Origin of the sequence: Bradyrhizobium sp. CCGB20, assembly GCF_024199855.1 — a bacterium.
Classification (GTDB): Bacteria; Pseudomonadota; Alphaproteobacteria; order Rhizobiales; family Xanthobacteraceae; genus Bradyrhizobium.
On sequence record NZ_JANADN010000001.1, the window covers coordinates 1,179,087 to 1,197,450 of the forward strand.

Here is an 18,364-nt window from a genome sequence, read left to right on the forward strand (position 1 = left end):
GGCCCGCTTCGAGAAAACGCGACAAAACGGAATCTGGAGTTGAGCGAGGTGACATGAAGAGACGTTCGATCGGCAAACTGGCGGGCGGCGCGGCAGCGTGCTTCGCCGTCGCTTCGCTCAGCCTCGCGTTGACGCCGTCGGCGCATGCGGAAGACTTCTTCTCGGCGCTGTTCGGCGGCTTCCGCGCGCGGTCCGCGCCGGAGATTCGCATGCCGTTCCCGACCGACGACATGCCGCGCTACGACACGCCGCGCCAGCGGGCCTCTTATGGCGGCGGTACCGCCTATTGCGTGCGCGGTTGCGATGGCCGCTACTTCCCGGCGCAAGGAAACGACGCCGAAAGCAAGGCGCAATCCTGCAAGAGCTTCTGCCCGACGTCCGAAACCTCGCTGGTCTATGGCAGCAATATCGACGACGCCACGACGGAAAAGGGAAAATCCTATTCCGAGCTGCCCAACGCGTTCCGCTACCGCAACGAGATCGTCGCGGGCTGCACCTGCAACGGCAAGGACCCGGTCGGGCTCGCCCAGGTCAAGGTCGAGGACGATCCCACCTTGCGCAAGGGTGACATCGTCGCGGGCAGCGATGGCCTGGTGGTCGCCAGCCGCAACGCCAACGACCGCCGCGGCGTCGCGATGAATTTCTCGCCGCTGCCGGACTCGGTGCGCGCCAGATTCCGCCAGGTGCCGGTGGTGGCGAAGGAGTAGGGGGCGCGGCATCGAGTGGGGCGGGCGCTGCCTCCTCAATCTCAGCTGTCGTCCCTGCGAACGCAGGACCCATAACCACAGAATTGGGTTTGGCGAAGGCTCGGAGTTGCCAGCTCGCGCGATAACCCATCCCTAGGGTTCTGGGTCCCTGCTTTCGCAGAGACGACAGCGAGTGTGTAGCGCCAGCGCGGCTTATGCCGCGCGTATCTTCCCCAGGAAGTCGCTGACCTGCTGGCCGAGCTGGCGGCTCTGGGTTTCCAGCGTTTCCGAGGCTTGCTTGACGTTGTCAGCCGCGCCGGCGGCGGTATCGGCGTCGGCCTTCACGCCGGTGATGTTGTCCGAGACGTTCTTGGTGCCTTGCGCGGCGTATTGCGTGCTGCGGGTGATCTCCTGCGTCGCGGCGCCCTGCTCCTGCACGGCGGCGGCAATCGCGGTCGCAACCTCGTTGACCTCGCCGATGATGCCGCCGATCGCCTGGATCGCGTTGATGGCATCGCCCGCAACCCTCTGAATGTCGGCAATCTGCTCGGAGATGTCTTCGGTCGCCTTTGCGGTCTGGCTCGCCAGGGATTTCACCTCGGATGCGACCACCGCGAAACCACGCCCGGCTTCGCCGGCGCGCGCCGCTTCGATCGTGGCGTTGAGCGCGAGCAGATTGGTCTGCGCCGCGATGGTGTTGATCAGCCCGACGACCTCGCCGATGCGTCCCGCCGATTGCGCCAGCCCCTGCACGGTGCCGTCGGTCTCGCGGGCCTGGTTGACGGCGCGGCTGGCGATGCCCGCGGCATGGGCGGCCTGCTGGCTGATGTCGTTGATCGAGGCGGAAAGCTCCTCGGCGGCTGCCGCAACGCTCTCGACGCTGGTGGAGGCGTCGTTGGACGCCTTGCCGGCGATTTCGACGCGCTCATTGGTCTGGCGCGACACTGTGGAGAGGTCGCCCGAGGTCTTGCGCATCTCGCCGGACGCCTCGCTCAGCTCGCCCAGCGATTTGCGCACCACGCCCTCGAATTCGCCGACATAGGCCTCCATCGCGCGCTGGCGCGCGGCGGCGCCGGCATTGCGCTCGCGCTCCTGCTCCTCGATCTTGAGCTTGTCGATCGCCTGCTGCTTGAAGGTTTCGAGTGCGCCGGCGAGCGAGCCGATCTCGTCCTTGCGGTCGAGATAACCGCTGTCGACGCCGAGATCGCCGCCGGCGACCTTCAGCATGGCGTCGCGGATCCTGTGCAGCGGCGTGATCACGCGGCGGCTGACCGCCAGCATGGCGGCTCCTGTCAGGAGGATCGCGGCAACCAGGAGAGCGGAATTGACGATCAGCAATTGCACTGCGGACGCGCGCTGGGCCGCGGAATGATCCTTGGCGGCTTGCAGGGCGGCGTCGGCGAGCTTCACCGCGCTCATCATGCGGGGCACCGAATAGGGGCTCCATTGGTTGGCAGTCATCGACGGCTTCTCGCCCTTGGCGATAGACGTGATGACGCCGTCGCGCGTCGAGGCATATTGCGGGTCGAAATAGGTCGATTTTGTTTCGGTGATCGCAGCCGCAAGCGGCGGCGGCAGTTGCATGCCCGATGCGGCAAGCTCGATCGCGGTCCAGGCAGCGTCGGTGCCGCCGACGAATTTGGTGTAGGCAAGCTGCACTTCGGGCGCGATCTTGCCGCTTCCAAGGGCGTTGCCGACGATCTGCGAGGACTCGCCGGCCGTGTTGCGGAGCAGCCAGGCCATCTGCTTGATGGTCAGGAGCTGGTCGATGGTCGCATCCTGGTGGTTGACGCTCGCTGCGAGCGCGCCCGAGAGCTTGTCGAGCTGCGCCATCAGCGTGTCTTCGGTCGCCACATATTCCTTGGCAAGGCCCGCGCGACGATCGGCACGCGGCTTGACGGCCTCGATCCAGAACTCGGCCTGCGCTGCGAGCAGCGTCTTGTTCAACGTGCCGAGCTCGGAGAGGAACGTCTCGCGCTGGACCAGGTCGGTCGTGGGCAACAGTTCGAGCGTGCGCGCCAGCGCCGGCATCAGCGCCTCGCGAATCTCGCGGATGTATTTCTCGATGTCCTTGTCCATCGCCACGTCGGAGGTGAGCTGGCGGTTACTGGTCGAGCGGTCGGCCCGGATGTTCGCCATCGCCTTGAACACCTCGGCCGAAGCGGCGGAGACCGCGACGATCCGGTTGGCCTGCTGAAGCCGGCCCCATGAATTCCATGCGCTGATCGAGAAGCCGATGACGACGACGAGCGCGGTGGAGAGGATCACCGCCTTTAGCAGCGTGGATACGGTCAGGCGATTGAGCATTGGACACCCCGGTACGCGTTTCGAAGTTCGTGGCCCCTGACGGCAGCCCCCACGAACTTCGAACGACCAAAGGGATGCATGCAGATGCGCCTGCCTCCGGCAGGCGCTTGAAGCGCATTTGACCCGAAAAGGGTAAAAACTTAGACAGTGCCCCTGCCGTAAAATTACGGGGCGTCGCCTCACGCCGCGCGGATCTTGCCGAGGAAGTCGCTGACGTCGTGGCCGAGCTGGCGGCTCTGGGTCTCCAGCATCTCGGAGGCCTGTTTCACGTTGTCGGCGGCGGCGGCAGCAGCGTCCGCATCGGCTTTGACGCCGGTGATGTTGTCCGAGACGTTCTTGGTACCCTGCGCCGCATACTGCGTGCTGCGCGTGATCTCCTGGGTCGCCGCGCCCTGCTCCTGCACGGCGGCGGCAATCGCGGTCGCGACCTCGTTGACCTCGCCGATGATGCCGCCGATGGTCTGGATCGCGTTGATGGCGTCGCCGGCGACCTTCTGGATGTCGGCGATTTGTTCCGAGATTTCCTCGGTCGCCTTCGCGGTCTGGCTCGCCAGCGACTTCACCTCTGAGGCGACGACCGCAAAGCCGCGGCCGGCTTCGCCGGCGCGCGCCGCTTCGATCGTGGCGTTGAGCGCGAGCAGATTGGTCTGCGCCGCGATGGTGTTGATCAGGCCGACGACCTCGCCGATGCGTCCGGCGGATTTTGCAAGACCCTGCACGGTGCCGTCGGTTTCGCGCGCCTGCGTGACGGCGCGGCCGGCGATGCCTGCGGCGTGCGCCGCCTGCTGGCTGATGTCGTTGATCGAGGCGGAGAGCTCCTCGGCCGCGGCGGCGACGCTGTCGACGCTCATGGACGCGTCATTGGAGGCCTTGCCGGCGATCTGGACGCGGTCGTTGGTCTGGCGCGACACGGCGGAGAGATCGCCCGAGGTCTTGCGCATCTCGCCGGAGGCTTCGCTGAGCTCGCCCAGCGTCTTGCGCACCGCGCCCTCGAACTCGCCGACATAGGCCTCGACCGCGCGCTGGCGCGCGGCCGCGCCGACGTTGCGCTCGCGCTCGTGCTCCTCGATCTTGAGCTTCTCGCTCGCCTGCTGCTTGAAGGTTTCCAGCGCGCCGGCAAGCGCGCCGATCTCGTCCTGGCGGTCGAGATAGCCGCTGTCGACCGCAAGGTCGCCGCCGGCGACCTTCAGCATGGCGTCGCGGATGGTGTTGAGGGGACGGATGACGCGGCGGCTGACCAGCATGATGGCGCTGGCGGCGAGACCGATGGCGAGCGCCAGAAGCGCGAGCTGCACGATCAATGCGCGCTGCGCCGCGGAGCGCTGTTCCAGCGTGTGGCTCTTGGCGCCGTCGAGTGCGGCTTCGGCGACGGCCACCGCGCTGGAAAGGCGGCCCACCGTGACGGGGGTCCACTGGTTCGCAGTCATTTCGGCCTTTTCGCCGCCGGCGAGCGTCGTGGCCAGGCGGTCACGAAGGGCGAGATATTGCGGCTCGAAATAGGCGGCCTTGGCCGCGGCCATGGCCGATGACAGCGCCGGCGGCAGTTGCATGCCCGAGGCCGACAATTCCAGCGCCTTCCACATCGCGGCCGTTCCACCGACAAACTGGGTGTAGGCGAGGCGCGCTTCCGGCGCGATGCGGCCGGCGTTGAGGCCGGTCGAGATGATCAGCGAGGCTTCGCCGCCGGTGTTGCGCAGCAGCCAGGCGTTCTGCTTGATCGAGAGCAGCTGGTCGATGGCCGCGTCCTGGTGATTGACGGTGGCGGCCAGAACGTTCGAGAGCTTGTCGAGCGTCTCGAGCAGGCTACCCGTCGTCTCCATATATTCCTTGGGCAGACCGGCGCGGCGCTGGTCCTTCGGCTTGGCGACGTCCTCCCAGAACTGCTTTTGCTCTTCGGTCAACAGCTTGTGGAGCCGCGCGAGCTCCGGCACCATCGTACCCGATTGCGGGAAGTCCATGGCCGGCAGCAGCTCCAGCGCGCGTGCCATTGCGGGCATCTCGGCGTCCCGGATCGCGCGCAGATATTTCTCGATCTCGCTATCCATCGGCTCGGTCGCATTGAGGAGCCGCGTCGTGGTCGAGCGATCGGTGCGCAAATTGTGCATCGCCTTGAACAGATCGGCGGAGGCGTCCGCAATCTGCGAGATGCGGTTGGCGGTCCTGAGGCGATCCCACGATTCGTAGGCAGTGAGTGAGAGTGCGATGACCACACAGGCCGACGTGATCGCGATCACCGCCTTCAGCAGCGCGGATACGGTCAGACGATTCAGCATCGAAGTCCCCCAATTCCCATTGCAAAGTTCGTGAAGGCGCCCCGGCAACAGCGGAAAAACAAGGGGCACGCGGATCGGCAATCGCATTGCCGTTTGCGGCTCGCGGCCCAAACGGTGTCTGCATCTGAAACGAAAAGGGTAAAGTTTTAGCAGGATCGGCTGATCGTAGAAGTACGTATTTACTAGAAGTTGCAGAGGGTTGCCGCGCTGGAACCAGCGCGGGAGATAGGCGTTAAGAGATCGTCGGCAATTTGCCTGAAGGGGGGTCTAGCGATGCTGGTCGGCGTACTCGTCACCTTTCTCGTCATTATTCTCGTACTTTACCTCATCAACATGCTGCCGATGGACGGTCGCGCCAAGCAGATCGCGCGCGTGGTCGTCATCATCATCGGTGTGGTGTCGCTGCTGAAATATTTGACGGTGTTTTAGCGGGCCGTTGGGTCGCGTAGCCCGGATGAGCGCAGCGACATCCGGGATGCCGCAATCAAAGGTCCCGGATGTCGCTTCGCTCATCCGGGCTACGCGGCTTACCACTCCTTAAAACAAGAAGCCCCGGCGTGAGCCGGGGCTTCGTTCGTAGCTGCGTCAGTGCAGCGACTTGAGCCAGTCATCGACGTCCTGACGGACCTGGTCCTTGGCCTTGCCGTAGCGTTCCTGGAGCCGGCCCTCGAGCTGCTCGCGACGACCCTCGATCAAGCTGAGATCGTCGTCAGTGAGCTTGCCCCACTTTTCCTTGGCCGAGCCCTTGAACTGCTTCCAGTTTCCTTCGATTCGATTCCAGTCCATTGACCATCTCCCGTTGGTTGATGGCCGTACAACGCGACCGGGGTGCCGCCGTTCCGATCTGCGCCGCGACGTTCGACCGCCACATTCTCTTCGGGTGCCCAACAAAAAAAGCCCCGGCTTACGCCGGGGCTTTTGACGGAGCAGCCAGACTCAACCCGCCGCTTTGGCCTCGCGACGGCGGGCGGTGAGGATGTATTCGGTGTAGCCGTTGGGCTGCTCGCGGCCCTTGAAGATCAGGTCGCAGGCGGCCTTGAAGGCCGTGCCGTCGAAGGCGGGTGCCATCGGCTTGTAGATCGCGTCGCCGGCGTTCTGCTTGTCGACGACGACGGCCATGCGCTTGAGCGACTCCATCACCTGCGCTTCGGTGATCACGCCCTGGTGCAGCCAGTTGGCGAGATGCTGGCTGGAGATACGCAAGGTGGCGCGGTCTTCCATCAGGCCGACGTCGTGGATGTCGGGCACCTTGGAGCAGCCGACGCCCTGGTCGATCCAGCGCACGACATAGCCCAGGATGCCCTGGCAGTTGTTGTCGATCTCCTGCTTGACGTCATCGGGTGCCCAGTTCGATTTCGACACCGGAATGGTGAGGATGTCGGACAGCTTTGCGCGCGGGCCGCCCTTGGTCAGCTCCTGCTGGCGCGCGGTGACGTTGATCTGGTGATAGTGCAGCGCGTGCAGCGTCGCGGCGGTCGGCGAGGGCACCCACGCCGTGGTGGCGCCGGCCTGCGGATGGGCGAGCTTCTGAGCCAGCATGTCCGCCATCTTGTCGGGCGCGGCCCACATGCCCTTGCCGATCTGGGCATGGCCGGGCAGGCCGTCGATCAGGCCCATGTCGACGTTCCAGTCCTCGTAGGCCTTGATCCAGGCCTGCGCCTTCATCTCGTTCTTGCGGATCATCGGGCCCGCTTCCATCGAGGTGTGGATCTCGTCGCCGGTGCGGTCGAGGAAGCCGGTGTTGATGAACATGATGCGCTTCGACGCGCGCTGGATGCAGGCCTTGAGGTTGACGGTGGTGCGCCGCTCCTCGTCCATGATGCCGACCTTGAGCGTGTTCTCAGGGAGCGAGAGCATCTTCTCGACGCGGTCGAAGATCTCGCAGGTCAGCGACACCTCGTCGGGGCCGTGCATCTTCGGCTTGACGATATAGGCAGATCCCGTGCGGCTGTTCCTGGTCTTGGAGTTGCCCTTGAGGTCGTGGATCGCGAGCAGGCCGGAGACGGCGGCATCGAGCAGGCCTTCCGGAATCTCCTCGCCCTTCTCGTCCAGCACCGCATCGGTGAACATGTGGTGACCGCAATTGCGCATCAGGAGCAGGCTGCGGCCGTGCAGCTTGACCTCGCCCTTGCCGTCAGGCGTCTTGTAGCTGCGGTCGGCGTTGAGCGCGCGCGTCAGCGTCTTGCCGCCTTTTTCGAAGTCCGCCGACAGCGTGCCGTTCATCAGGCCGAGCGTGTTGCGATAGACCAGCACCTTGTCCTCGGCATCGACCGCGGCGACCGAATCCTCCATGTCGAGAATGGTCGAGACCGCGGCCTCCATGATCATGTCGGCGACGCCGGCCGGATCGTCCTTGCCGATCGTGCTGCCACGATCGATCGTCACCTCGACATGCAGGCCGTTGTTAACAAGCAGCACGGCGCTCGGTGCGGCCGCATCGCCCTGGAAGCCCGCGAACTGCGCGGCGTTCTTCAGCGCCGTGGCATTGCCGCTCTTCAGCTTCACCGCGAGCTGGCCCGCGACGACGCTGTAGGCGGTGACGTCGGTGTGGCTGCCGGTCGCGAGCGGCGCGGCGGCATCGAGGAAGGCTTTCGCCTTGGCGATCACCTTGTCGCCACGGGCCTTGTTGTAGCCCTTGCCGCTTTCGGAGGGATCGTGAGGGATCGCGTCGGTGCCGTAGAAGGCGTCGTAGAGCGAGCCCCAGCGCGCATTCGCCGCGTTCAGCGCATAGCGTGCGTTGGTGAGAGGCACGACGAGCTGCGGCCCGCAGATCTTGCCGATCTCCTCGTCCACATTGGCGGTCTCGACCTTCTGCGTCGCCGGCTCCGGGACGAGATAGCCGATCTCCTTCAGGAACGCGGTATAGGCATCGAGGTCGAATGCCTTGCCCTTGTTGGCACGGTGCCAGTCGTCGATCTTGGCCTGCAGCGTGTCGCGCACGGCGAGCAGCGCACGGTTCTTCGGCCCCAGGTCCTTGATGATGCCTGCGACCCCGGCCCAGAACGCATCCGGTGCGATCCCCGTCTTCGGGGCCGCTTCCTTGGCGATGAAGTCAAACAGGACGGGAGCGATCTTCAATCCGTGGGCATCGACGCGTTTCATGATGGGCTTTCTTGTTGGAAATGGCTGTTTTTGGCTGCTTTTGACCCGACAGCAGCAAAATGCGCCCACTGGGGGCGGCTTTCGAGGGCCTATTAGCCCCAAAAAGGAGGCCGTGAGAAGACCCCCAGGGGTTTGTCAAAATGTCAAGAAGAGGTGTGGGGGCGGGGCGTTTTACAAGCGATGGAGCCCGGCTTCGCGCCACGCGCACAACTGAGCGCCCTCCCCCCTTGCGGGGGAGGGCGGGGGCGAGGGGTAGTCCAGGAAAAGGTGTGTCTGAAATCGACGGAGCGGAGTGCGCTCGTTGACGGAGAGAGTCCCCGTGCGGACCCCTCTCCCTAACCCTCCCCCGCAAGGGGGGAGGGAACGCAGCGGAGCGAGCAGAGAAAGCGCGCGCTCAAATATTCGCGGCGAGGTCCACGAGCTCGTCGAACAGCACGCCGGTCGTCTTCAGCATGCGCTCGATCTCGTCCGCCGCATCCGCAACCGTACGAGCCGAGGTGTCGATCACGAGCTCGGCCGCCTCAGGCGTCTCATAGTCGTTGCCGATGCCTGTGAACGAGGCAAGTGCGCCGGCGCGGGCCTTCTTGTAGTGGCCCTTGGGGTCGCGCTCCTCGCACACGCCGGCCGGCGTCGCGACATGAATCTCGCGGAACGCGGTGTCGGCGATGCGGCGCGCGGTGGCGCGGTCCTCGCGCGCCGGCGAGACCGCGGCGACGATCGCGATATGGCCGTTGCGGGCGAGATGCGTCGCGACTTCGGCGAGGCGGCGGATGTTCTCGCTGCGATCGGCGGCGGAGAAGCCGAGATCGCTGTTGAGCCCGGCGCGCAGCGTGTCGCCGTCGAGCAGGATCGGCGAGCCGCCATTGGTGAACAGGCGCCGCTCCAGCGCCTTCGCCAGCGTCGACTTGCCTGATGCAGGCAGGCCGGTGAGCCAGACCACGGCGCCGTTGTGGCGGTAGCGCGCGGAGCGCTCGTCGGGCCGCAGCGCGGATTCCACCGGCACGATGTCCACGGGCACGGCGCGCTGGCCGGCATCAACCGACAGCACGAGACCACCGCCGGCGATGCGCCCCGAGACTTCGATCACGAGACGGCCGGTGTGCGGATTCTCGGTATAGGGATCGGTCGCGATCGGATTGGACAGCGAGATGTCGATCTCGCCGACATGGTTGCGGCCGATCGCCTTGTTCTCGGTGCTCGACAGCTCGCCGGGATCGACCGCCTTCTCGATGGCGACCACGGTGGCGCGGCTTTCCTTCGGGCCGCAGCGGACCAGGAGCTGGTCGCCCTTGGCGAGCGGCTTGTCGTGCAGCCAGAAGATGCGCGCGCGCAGGCGGCGCGTCTCGCGCGGCGCGGAGCCGGCATGCGCGACAATGTCGCCGCGCTCGATGAACAATTCGCGGTCGAGCGTGATGCCGACCGAGCGGCCCGCGCCCTGCCGTCCCGCGACCGGCGTCACCGGCCAGCTCTCGACCGTCTTGATCCTGGCGATCTTGCCGGCGGGCATGATCACGATCTCGTCGCCGGCAATGAGGCTGCCGGATTCGATGCGGCCGGCGACGATGCGGCGGTCGTCGAACTTATAGATCGCCTGCACCGGCAGCCGCAGCGCCAGCGCTTCCAGCGCCCGTGCGGGCTCGAGGGCGTCGAGCGCCTCGACGACGGTCGGGCCCTTGTACCAGGAGATGCGGTCGGTGCGTTCGGCGACGCCGTCGCCGTCGCGCGCGGAGATCGGGATCACCGCGGTCGGCGTCACGCCGAGGCCCTGCAAATGGGCCGAGATCTCGTCGCTGATTTCCTTGAAGCGATCGGCGGAGAAGTCGACGCGGTCCATCTTGTTCACGACGATCGCGACCTGCTTCACGCCGAGCAGATGCAGCAGATAGCCGTGCCGACGGGTCTGGTCACGCACGCCTTCGAGCGCGTCGATGATCAGCACCGCGCCGTCGGCCTGCGAGGCACCCGTGATCATGTTGCGCAGGAATTCGGCATGGCCGGGCGCGTCGATCAGCACGATGTCGCGCGAATTGGTGCGGAAACGGATCTGCGTGGTGTCGATGGTGATGCCCTGGTCGCGCTCGGTCTGGAGCGCATCGAGCAGGAACGACCATTCGAACGGCATGCCGCGCCGGGCGCTGACGGCCTTGAGCATTTCGAGCTTGCCGTCGGGCAGGCTGCCGGTCTCGTGCAGGAGGCGGCCGACCAGCGTCGACTTGCCGTGGTCGACATGGCCGACGATGACGATGCGGACCTGCGGTCGCGTCGTGCCGTTCGGCGTGGCAGGCGAAGCGGGAGTGACGATCATGTTCATAGGGCGCTCGCGTCCTTGGATCAGAGATAGCCGGCGACGCGCAGGCGCTCGAAGGCGTCCTCGGTCTCGTGGTCGAGCGCGCGTCCCGCACGCTCCGGCACCTTGGTCTGCTCGAGCTCGGCCAGGATCTCGTCGATGTTCGACGCGGTCGAAGCAACCGGATTGGTGATGTCCTGATCACCGAGCGAACGATAGCGCTTGCCGTTCTGCGAGAGGTACAGCGGGATGATCGGGATGTTCTCGCGCTTGGTGTAGGCCCAGATGTCGGCCTCGGTCCAATGCAGGATCGGGTGGATGCGCAAATGCGCGCCTTGCGGCGGCGAGGCGTTGAAATGGTCCCAGAACTCCGGCGGCTGGTCGCGGACGTCCCAATTGCCTTCGAGACCGCGCGGCGAGAACACGCGCTCCTTGGCGCGCGTTGCTTCCTCGTCGCGGCGGATGCCGGCGATCAGGCCGTCAAAGCCGTATTTGGCGAGCGCCATCTTGAGGCCCTCGGTCTTGCGCGCGGCGGAACGGGCGGCCGGCGGCAGCGTTGGGTCGACGGCGTCGATGGGCGGGCAGGGCTCGACGCGCAGATCGAGATCCCACTCCTTCCCGTAATGATCGCGGAAGCGATACATCTCCGGAAACTTCTTGCCGGTGTCGACGTGGAGGGCGGGGAACGGCAGGCGGCCGAAGAACGCCTTGCGCGCCAGCCAGATCATGACGTTGGAGTCCTTGCCGAGCGACCACAGCAGGGCGATCTTCTTCAAACGGCCAAAAGCCTCGCGGAAGATGTAGATGCTCTGCGCCTCGAGCTGGTCGAGATGGTCCATGCTGGGGGCGGTCAGCCCGACGGAAATTTGCTCGGAAACGGGAGTCCGGGAGTCCCGTCCATCTGCACCGGAATCGGTCCTGAGAAGATGCATCTCTGCCACTTTGCGTTTGGAGGCGAATTTTCTATAGTTGCGGTGCAGAAGAGAAGAAAAAATTTTCTCTTTGCGCGCTCGAAACGACACATATATAGAAAATAATTCCAGTCAACCCCGGATGTGGGGGAAGCGAGTATCGCATGCGGTTCTTGCCGGTGTTTCTCGATCTCAAGGCCGGTCCGGTGGTTCTCATCGGCGCGGGTGAGCTTTTGCGCGCCAAATTGCGTGTGCTCACTGCTGCCGGCGCGCGCATTCGCGTGCATGCGATCGACGGCAATCATGACCTGGGTCTCGGCTCCGAGGACCAGGCGCGCATTGAAATCGCGACGACTGATCCGCTCACCGCCGACCTCTCGGGCGTCATCGCCATCGTCTGCGCCGGCGCGGGCGATGTCGGCGTTGCGATGTCGGTCCGCGCCAAGGCGCTTGGCCTGCCCGTCAACGTCATGGATGATCTCGAGCATTCCAGCTTCATCTTCCCGGCGATCGTCGATCGCGGCGATGTCGTGGTGGCGGTCGGCACCGGCGGCACCTCGCCGGTGGTGGCGCGTCGCGTGCGCGAGAAGATCGAGGCGCTGCTGCCGGCGCGCATCGGCGAGCTCGCCGAGTTCATCGGCGGCGTCCGCAAATCCATCAACGAGCGCATCGCCGAGTTTCCGCTGCGCCGCCGCTTCTGGGAACGTGTCATCGACGGTCCGATCGGTGCCTCCGTTCTCGCGGGTCGCAAAGGCGAGGCGGATGCCGCGCTCAAGGCGATTGCTGATCCGTCCGAATTCGCGCGTGCCGACAAGCCGGAAGGCTCGGTCGCGCTGGTCGGCGCCGGTCCCGGCGATCCTGACCTGCTCACCATCAAGGCGCTGCGCGCGTTGCAGGATGCCGACATCGTCTTCCACGACGAGCTGGTCTCGGGCGAAATTCTCGACCGCATCCGCCGCGACACCACGCGCGTTCCGGTCGGCCGCCGCGTCGGCAAGCCCGGCATCGGCCAGGACGCCATCAACAAGCGCATGATCGAGGCCGCGCAGTCAGGTCAGCGCGTGGTGCGGCTGAAGGGCGGCGATCCCTTCGTGTTCGGCCGCGGCGGCGAAGAGGTCGAGGCGCTGCGCGCCGCCGGTGTCGCCTATTCGATCATTCCCGGTATCACCGCAGGACTCGGCGGCGCCGCCGATTTCGAAGTGCCGCTCACCTACCGTCATGAAGCAACCCGCATCACCTTCCTCACCGCGCACAAGGCGCGCGACGCGGAAGCCGTGGACTGGTCGACGCTGACCGACACCAAAATGACCGTCGTGGTCTACATGGGCATGACCGCCGCGCCCGCCATTCGCGCCGGCCTCTTCGCTGCCGGACGTTCGCCGGAGACGCCGGTCGGCGTGTTCGCCCGCGTCACGCGCCCCGATGCGCAAGGCGCGATCGGCACGCTGCGCGATCTGTCCGAACTCGTGCGGCGGACCCATGGTGGTCCCGCCATCCTCATCATTGGCGACGTGGTCCGGCATGCCGGCTCGCTTCGCCGCCAAACCCCAAACCAAATCATCTCTGACTTATTGGATGCAGCCGAATGACCTCCCCGCTCGAACAGAAGAAGATCAAGATCGCCGGCCCCTCGGTCGTGACCGCGAACCGCACCTGGGACGGCATCGTGGTTTACCGCACCGCCGCCAAGAGCTGGTCCGCGGACCTGTCGGAAGCCGCGATCGTGCGCAACTCCGACGAGGCGAAAGCGTTGCTTGCGGAGTCCGTGGCCGATGACGTCGGCGCGATCGGTCCCTATATCGCCCCGGTGCAGGTCGGCGCGGACGGCAAGATCGAACCCGGCAATCTGCGCGAACAGATCCGCCGTACCGGTGTCACCATCGGACAGCCGGCCCAGGTTTAAGGCGCTTTCTTATGTATGCTTACGACGAAATCGACCGCACGCTCGTCAACGAGCGCGTCTCGGAGTTCCGCGACCAGGTGAAGCGCCGCCTCTCCGGCGAGCTCACCGAGGACGAGTTCAAGATCCTGCGGCTTCAGAACGGCGTCTATCTGCAACTGCACGCCTACATGTTCCGCGTCGCGATCCCCTATGGAACGCTGGCGTCGAACCAGTTGCGGGCGCTCGCCCATGTTGCGCGCAAATATGACCGCGGCTACGGCCATTTCACCACGCGGCAGAACATCCAGTTCAACTGGATCAAGCTCGCCGAGCTGCCGGATGCGCTGGCCGATCTCGCCGAAGTCGGCATCCATGCGATGCAGACATCCGGCAACAACATGCGCAACGTCACCTCGGACCAGTGGGCCGGCGTCGCGCCCGGCGAGATCGAGGATCCCCGCATCTGGTCGGAGCTGATCCGCCAGCACACCACGTTGCATCCGGAATTCTCGTTCCTGCCGCGCAAGTTCAAGATCGCGATCACCGCGTCGGACCATGACCGCGCCGCGATCAAGATCCACGACATCGGCTTGAAGCTGATCAAGAACGAGAAGGGCGAGACCGGCTTCGAGGTTCTGGTCGGCGGCGGCCTCGGCCGCACGCCGTTCATCGGCAAGACCATCAAGCACTTCGTCCACGGCCGCGACATCCTCAGCTATATCGAGGCGATCCTCCGGGTCTACAACCAGTACGGCCGCCGCGACAACATCTACAAGGCGCGCATCAAGATCCTGGTGCACGAGCTCGGCATCGAGAAGTTCTCGCGCGAGGTCGAGGAGGAGTGGCAGCACATCCGCAACTCCTCGCTCCAGATCGACGACGAGGTGATCGAGGACATCCGCTCGCGCTTCACCTATCCTGCGTACGAGAAGCTGCCGCACAATCCGGACGAGCTGCGCCAGGCCGCGGCCGATCCCGATTTCGAGGCGTGGCGCAAGAACTCGGTGTCGCCGCACAAGGTGCAGGGCTATTCCATCGTCACCATCTCGCTGAAGCCGATCGGCGCGCCTCCGGGCGACGCTACGGCCGAGCAGATGGATGCGCTCGCCGATCTCGCCGACCGTTATTCCTTCGGCGAGATCCGCGTCGGCCACGAGCAGAACCTCGCGCTGCCGCATGTTGCCAAGCGCGACCTGCCGGCGCTGTGGAAGGCGCTCGACAAGCTCGGGCTCGCGACGCCGAACGTCAATCTGATCACCGACATCATCGCCTGCCCCGGGCTCGACTATTGCTCGCTGGCGAACGCGCGCTCGATCCCGATTGCGCAGGAGCTCACGCGGCGCTTCGCCAACCACGAGCTCGCCAACCTGATCGGCCGTCTCCACATCAACATCTCCGGCTGCATCAATGCCTGCGGCCACCACCATGTCGGCCATATCGGCATCCTCGGCGTCGAGAAGAACGGCGAGGAGGTCTATCAGATCACCATCGGTGGCCGCGCCGACGAGGGCGCCGCACTCGGGACCCTGATCGGTCCCGGCGTCAAGTTCGACGAGGTCGCCGACGTCGTCGAGGACATCGTGGAAGCCTATCTGGCGCTGCGCGAGCGGCCGGAAGAGCTGTTCATGGACACGGTGAAGCGCCTCGGCGTCGAACCCTTCAAGGAGCGCGTTTATGCCACTCGTTAACGGCGGAAAGATCGCCGACGACGGCTTCGTCAAGCTGGCCGTCGACACGCCGCTGCCCGAGGGCGGCGACATCCTGGTGCCGGCCGAGCGTTTCCTGAGCGATGCGGACGCGCTGCTCGCGCGCGCCGGCAAGGTCGGGGTGATCTGGCCGAACAGCCGCGACATCGGCGAACTGGTGCCCTATCTCGGCAAGATCGCAGTCGTCGCGCTGGTGTTCCCGACCTTTCGCGACGGGCGTGCCTACAGCCAGGCGCGGCTGCTGCGCGAGCGCTACAATTACCGCGGCGAGTTGCGTGCGACCGGCCAGATCCTGCGCGACCAGTTCGTGTTCATGCTGCGCGCCGGCTTCGATTCCTTCGAGGTCAAGAAGCAGGCCGACGCGGAAGCCTTCATGCAGACCGCAAAGCGCTATTCGGTGTTCTATCAGCCGACCGGTGACGGCCGCATCACGGCTCTGCACCGGCGCATGCAGCTGCGTCACTCCGAGGGTGTCGGCACGTGAACGCAATCGCGCCTCAGGTCTCGTCGCGTTCTGTCTCCGCGCTGCCGTCGGCGGAAGAGCTCGACCGTGCACTGCGCGATGCATCGCCCGCCGAGGTCGTTGCTGCGGCCCTGAAGGCGGTTGGCCGTGAGAAGCTTGCGCTGGTGTCGTCCTTCGGCACGGAATCGGCGACGCTGCTGAAGGTCATGGCGGACGTCGATCCGGCGATCCCCGTGATCTTCCTCGACACCGGCTGGCTGTTCGAGGAGACGCTGGCCTACCGCGACACGCTGATAGCGCAACTCGGCTTGACGGACGTCCGTTCGATCAAGCCGGCCGAGGAGGCGCTGTCGCGTGAAGATCCCGACCGCGACCTCTGGTTCTCCGATCCCGACGCCTGCTGCCGCATCCGCAAGGTCGAGCCGCTGGCGCGTGCGCTGAAACCGTTCGACGCCTGGCTCAACGGCCGCAAGCGCTTCCAGGGTAATGCACGCGCCGATATTCCCGTCGTCGAGGACGACGGCGCGCGGTTGAAATTCAACCCCTTCGCCAACGTCTCGCGCGAGGAACTCGAAGCGATTTTCGTCCGCGCCAAATTGCCGCGTCATCCGCTGGCGGAGTCCGGTTTCCTGTCGGTTGGGTGTATGCCTTGCACGAGCAGAACGACTGAGGGCGAGGATGCGCGTGCCGGTCGCTGGCGCGGCCGGGCCAAGACGGAATGCGGCATCCACACGATGAGGACTTCGTAGCACAGTCACGCTGCCACGCTGCGAACAAGAAAATCCGGTTCCGTTGACTTAAGCGCGTTTCGATTCGAGTTATGCCTGCATGTCTTCGCTGACACCGACGTCATCGAAGTGAATGGAGATGGACATGATGCGCCGTATCGTTCCGCTCGCTGCAGGACTGCTCGTGACAGGCTTGTTGGCAGGCTCGGCTCTTGCCGCCGACATCAATCTGCTGAACGTGTCGTACGATCCGACGCGTGAACTCTATGTCGAGTTCAACAAGTCGTTCGCGAACGCCTATCAGAAGGAAACCGGCAAGAGCGTCGAGATCAAGCAGTCGCATGGCGGCAGCGGTTCGCAGGCGCGCAGCGTGATCGACGGGTTGCAGGCCGATGTGGTGACGCTCGCGCTCGCCTATGACATCGACGCCATCGCGAACAAGGGCCTCACGGCGGCCGACTGGCAGAAGCGTCTGCCGCAAAATTCATCACCTTACACCTCGACCATCGTGTTCCTGGTGCGCAAGGGCAATCCCAAGGGCATCAAGGACTGGGACGATCTGCTCAAGCCGGGCGTCGCCGTCATCACCCCGAACCCGAAGACCTCGGGTGGCGCGCGCTGGAATTATCTGGCGGCCTGGGGCTTCGCACAGAAGAAATACGGCTCCGCCGACAAGGCCAAGGAGTTCGTCGGAAAGCTGTTCCAGCAAGTTCCGGTGCTCGATACCGGTGCACGCGGCGCCACCGTCACCTTCGTCGAGCGCGGTGTCGGCGACGTGCTGCTGGCCTGGGAGAACGAGGCGTATCTTGCGCTGAAGGAATTCGGTCCGGAGAAGTTCGCGATCGTTGCGCCGCCGCAATCGATCCTCGCCGAGCCGCCGGTCGCGATCGTCGACAAGGTTGCCGACAAGAAAGGCACCCGCAATGCCGCCGATGCCTACCTCCAGTACTGGTACACCAAGGACGGGCAGGAAATCGCCGCACGCAACTTCTATCGCCCGCGCGATGCCGAGATCGCTAAAAAGTACGAAAACTCGTTCGCAAAGGTCGAGCTGTTCACGATCGACGACGTTTTCGGCGGTTGGACCAAGGCGCAGAAGGAACATTTTGCCGACGGCGGCGTCTTCGATCAGATCTACAAGAACTGATCGGGCGCCTGGTTGGCTTTAGCAGGGGGCCTGGTGAGCGTACTCGCAGCACGACGCCGGACATTGCCGGGCTTCGGTCTCACGATGGGACTGACGCTTTCCTGGTTGTCCATCATCATCCTGATTCCGCTTGCCGGGCTGTTCCTGAAATCGTTCGAGCTCAGCCCCGAGCAGTTCTGGAACATCCTCTCCAGCCGCCGCACCCTCAACGCCCTGCGGGTCTCGTTCGGCCTCGCCTTTGCCGCGGCCTGCGTCAATCTCGTCATGGGCAGCATCATCGTCTGGGCGCTGGTGCGCTACCGCTTCCCCGGTCGGCGGATTTTCGATGCGATCGTCGACGTGCCCTTCGCGCTGCCGACGGCGGTTGCCGGCGTGGCACTGACCGCGCTGTTCGCCGAGAAGGGCTGGCTGGGCGCGCCGCTTGCCGCGCTCGGCATCAAGGTGGCGTTCACGCCGGTGGGCATCTTCGTCGCCATGATCTTCATCGGTATCCCCTTCGTGGTCCGCACCGTGCAGCCGGTGCTGCAGGATCTCGACCCCGAGCTCGAGGAGGCCGCGGGCAGCCTTGGCGCCAGCCGCTGGCAGACCATCATCCGTGTGATCCTGCCCTCGCTCGGACCGGCGCTGCTCACCGGGCTCGCGCTCGCCTTCGCCCGCGCGGTCGGCGAATACGGCTCGGTGATCTTCATCGCCGGCAATCTGCCGAATGTCTCCGAGATCGCGCCGCTGCTGATCGTGATCAGGCTGTCCGAATTCCGCTACGCCGATGCGACCGCCATTGCGGTGGTCATGCTCGTCGTCTCCTTCGTCATCATCTTCGCCGTCAACCGGCTCCAGCGCTGGGCGCAGAGCCGGATACCGGCGCGCTGAGG

At 65.2% G+C, this 18,364-nt stretch carries 15 protein-coding genes; 9 read left to right on the forward strand and 6 right to left on the reverse strand.

The window, feature by feature from the left end:
- Window positions 1-53 precede the first annotated feature (53 nt).
- Window positions 54-707, forward strand: coding sequence for a DUF2865 domain-containing protein (locus NLM15_RS05480; RefSeq protein WP_254116023.1), 654 nt, complete (start codon window positions 54-56; stop codon window positions 705-707).
- A 192-nt stretch (window positions 708-899) separates the two neighbouring features.
- On the opposite strand, the gene NLM15_RS05485 is transcribed toward NLM15_RS05480, so the two are convergent.
- Together NLM15_RS05485 and NLM15_RS05490 are read right to left on the reverse strand one after the other, a co-directional pair.
- Window positions 900-2,993: a methyl-accepting chemotaxis protein gene (locus NLM15_RS05485; RefSeq protein WP_254116024.1), complete on the reverse strand. Its 2,094-nt coding sequence runs from the start codon at window positions 2,991-2,993 to the stop codon at window positions 900-902.
- Window positions 2,994-3,172: 179 nt separating this feature from the next.
- A complete protein-coding gene (locus tag NLM15_RS05490) occupies window positions 3,173-5,266 on the reverse strand; it encodes a methyl-accepting chemotaxis protein (RefSeq protein ID WP_254116025.1) in 2,094 nt (697 codons plus the stop codon).
- A gap of 273 nt (window positions 5,267-5,539) precedes the next feature.
- Between NLM15_RS05490 and NLM15_RS05495 the strand changes: the two genes are divergently transcribed.
- Window positions 5,540-5,695, forward strand: coding sequence for a Thivi_2564 family membrane protein (locus tag NLM15_RS05495; protein ID WP_254116026.1), 156 nt, complete (start codon window positions 5,540-5,542; stop codon window positions 5,693-5,695).
- Between the two features lie 156 nt (window positions 5,696-5,851).
- Here NLM15_RS05495 and NLM15_RS05500 read toward each other — a convergent pair whose 3' ends face one another.
- The 4 genes from NLM15_RS05500 to cysD all read right to left on the reverse strand — a co-directional run bounded on the left by NLM15_RS05500 (window position 5,852) and on the right by cysD (window position 11,494).
- Window positions 5,852-6,052 carry a CsbD family protein gene (locus NLM15_RS05500; RefSeq protein ID WP_164718867.1) on the reverse strand — a complete coding sequence of 67 codons (201 nt, stop codon included), beginning with the start codon at window positions 6,050-6,052 and terminating at the stop codon, window positions 5,852-5,854.
- Between the two features lie 150 nt (window positions 6,053-6,202).
- Window positions 6,203-8,368 (reverse strand): malate synthase G, encoded by a 2,166-nt coding sequence (locus NLM15_RS05505; protein WP_254116027.1) that lies wholly within the window; start codon window positions 8,366-8,368, stop codon window positions 6,203-6,205.
- A 394-nt stretch (window positions 8,369-8,762) separates the two neighbouring features.
- A complete protein-coding gene (cysC, locus tag NLM15_RS05510; RefSeq protein ID WP_254116028.1) occupies window positions 8,763-10,679 on the reverse strand; it encodes an adenylyl-sulfate kinase in 1,917 nt (638 codons plus the stop codon).
- A 20-nt stretch (window positions 10,680-10,699) separates the two neighbouring features.
- On the reverse strand, window positions 10,700-11,494 hold the full coding sequence (gene cysD / locus NLM15_RS05515) for a sulfate adenylyltransferase subunit CysD (protein ID WP_254116029.1): 795 nt from the start codon (window positions 11,492-11,494) through the stop codon (window positions 10,700-10,702).
- A 236-nt stretch (window positions 11,495-11,730) separates the two neighbouring features.
- Between cysD and cysG the strand changes: the two genes are divergently transcribed.
- From cysG to cysT, 7 genes are all read left to right on the forward strand, one after another.
- The gene (gene cysG / locus NLM15_RS05520) at window positions 11,731-13,155 is read left to right on the forward strand and encodes a siroheme synthase CysG (protein ID WP_254116030.1); all 1,425 of its coding nucleotides are present in this window, start codon (window positions 11,731-11,733) and stop codon (window positions 13,153-13,155) included.
- Entirely contained in the window at window positions 13,152-13,469 is a 318-nt protein-coding gene (locus NLM15_RS05525) for a DUF2849 domain-containing protein (protein WP_148755248.1), read from the forward strand. Before cysG ends, NLM15_RS05525 begins: the two co-directional genes overlap by 4 nt.
- An 11-nt stretch (window positions 13,470-13,480) precedes the next feature.
- Window positions 13,481-15,136, forward strand: a complete 1,656-nt coding sequence (locus NLM15_RS05530) for a nitrite/sulfite reductase (RefSeq protein ID WP_254116031.1) — start codon at window positions 13,481-13,483, stop codon at window positions 15,134-15,136.
- Window positions 15,123-15,638, forward strand: coding sequence for a DUF934 domain-containing protein (locus tag NLM15_RS05535; protein WP_254116032.1), 516 nt, complete (start codon window positions 15,123-15,125; stop codon window positions 15,636-15,638). The genes NLM15_RS05530 and NLM15_RS05535 overlap by 14 nt, the downstream gene beginning before the upstream one ends.
- Entirely contained in the window at window positions 15,635-16,366 is a 732-nt protein-coding gene (locus NLM15_RS05540; protein ID WP_254116033.1) for a phosphoadenylyl-sulfate reductase, read from the forward strand. Before NLM15_RS05535 ends, NLM15_RS05540 begins: the two co-directional genes overlap by 4 nt.
- 112 nt (window positions 16,367-16,478) lie before the next feature.
- The gene (locus tag NLM15_RS05545; RefSeq protein ID WP_254116034.1) at window positions 16,479-17,492 is read left to right on the forward strand and encodes a sulfate ABC transporter substrate-binding protein; all 1,014 of its coding nucleotides are present in this window, start codon (window positions 16,479-16,481) and stop codon (window positions 17,490-17,492) included.
- A 33-nt stretch (window positions 17,493-17,525) separates the two neighbouring features.
- Entirely contained in the window at window positions 17,526-18,362 is an 837-nt protein-coding gene (cysT, locus tag NLM15_RS05550) for a sulfate ABC transporter permease subunit CysT (RefSeq protein WP_309143580.1), read from the forward strand.
- Window positions 18,363-18,364: the final 2 nt, after the last annotated feature.

Bases quoted from the DNA above. Each gene is read 5' to 3' on its own strand.
- NLM15_RS05535 (WP_254116032.1), top strand. From the start codon at position 15,123: ATGCCACTCGTTAACGGCGGAAAGATCGCCGACGACGGCTTCGTCAAG.
- NLM15_RS05480 (WP_254116023.1), top strand. From the start codon at position 54: ATGAAGAGACGTTCGATCGGCAAACTGGCGGGCGGCGCGGCAGCGTGC.
- NLM15_RS05545 (WP_254116034.1), top strand. From the start codon at position 16,479: ATGGAGATGGACATGATGCGCCGTATCGTTCCGCTCGCTGCAGGACTG.
- NLM15_RS05485 (WP_254116024.1), bottom strand. From the start codon at position 2,993: ATGCTCAATCGCCTGACCGTATCCACGCTGCTAAAGGCGGTGATCCTC.
- cysD (WP_254116029.1), bottom strand. From the start codon at position 11,494: ATGGACCATCTCGACCAGCTCGAGGCGCAGAGCATCTACATCTTCCGC.
- NLM15_RS05490 (WP_254116025.1), bottom strand. From the start codon at position 5,266: ATGCTGAATCGTCTGACCGTATCCGCGCTGCTGAAGGCGGTGATCGCG.
- NLM15_RS05500 (WP_164718867.1), bottom strand. From the start codon at position 6,052: ATGGACTGGAATCGAATCGAAGGAAACTGGAAGCAGTTCAAGGGCTCG.
- NLM15_RS05525 (WP_148755248.1), top strand. From the start codon at position 13,152: ATGACCTCCCCGCTCGAACAGAAGAAGATCAAGATCGCCGGCCCCTCG.
- NLM15_RS05505 (WP_254116027.1), bottom strand. From the start codon at position 8,368: ATGAAACGCGTCGATGCCCACGGATTGAAGATCGCTCCCGTCCTGTTT.
- cysC (WP_254116028.1), bottom strand. From the start codon at position 10,679: ATGAACATGATCGTCACTCCCGCTTCGCCTGCCACGCCGAACGGCACG.
- NLM15_RS05530 (WP_254116031.1), top strand. From the start codon at position 13,481: ATGTATGCTTACGACGAAATCGACCGCACGCTCGTCAACGAGCGCGTC.
- cysG (WP_254116030.1), top strand. From the start codon at position 11,731: ATGCGGTTCTTGCCGGTGTTTCTCGATCTCAAGGCCGGTCCGGTGGTT.
- NLM15_RS05495 (WP_254116026.1), top strand. From the start codon at position 5,540: ATGCTGGTCGGCGTACTCGTCACCTTTCTCGTCATTATTCTCGTACTT.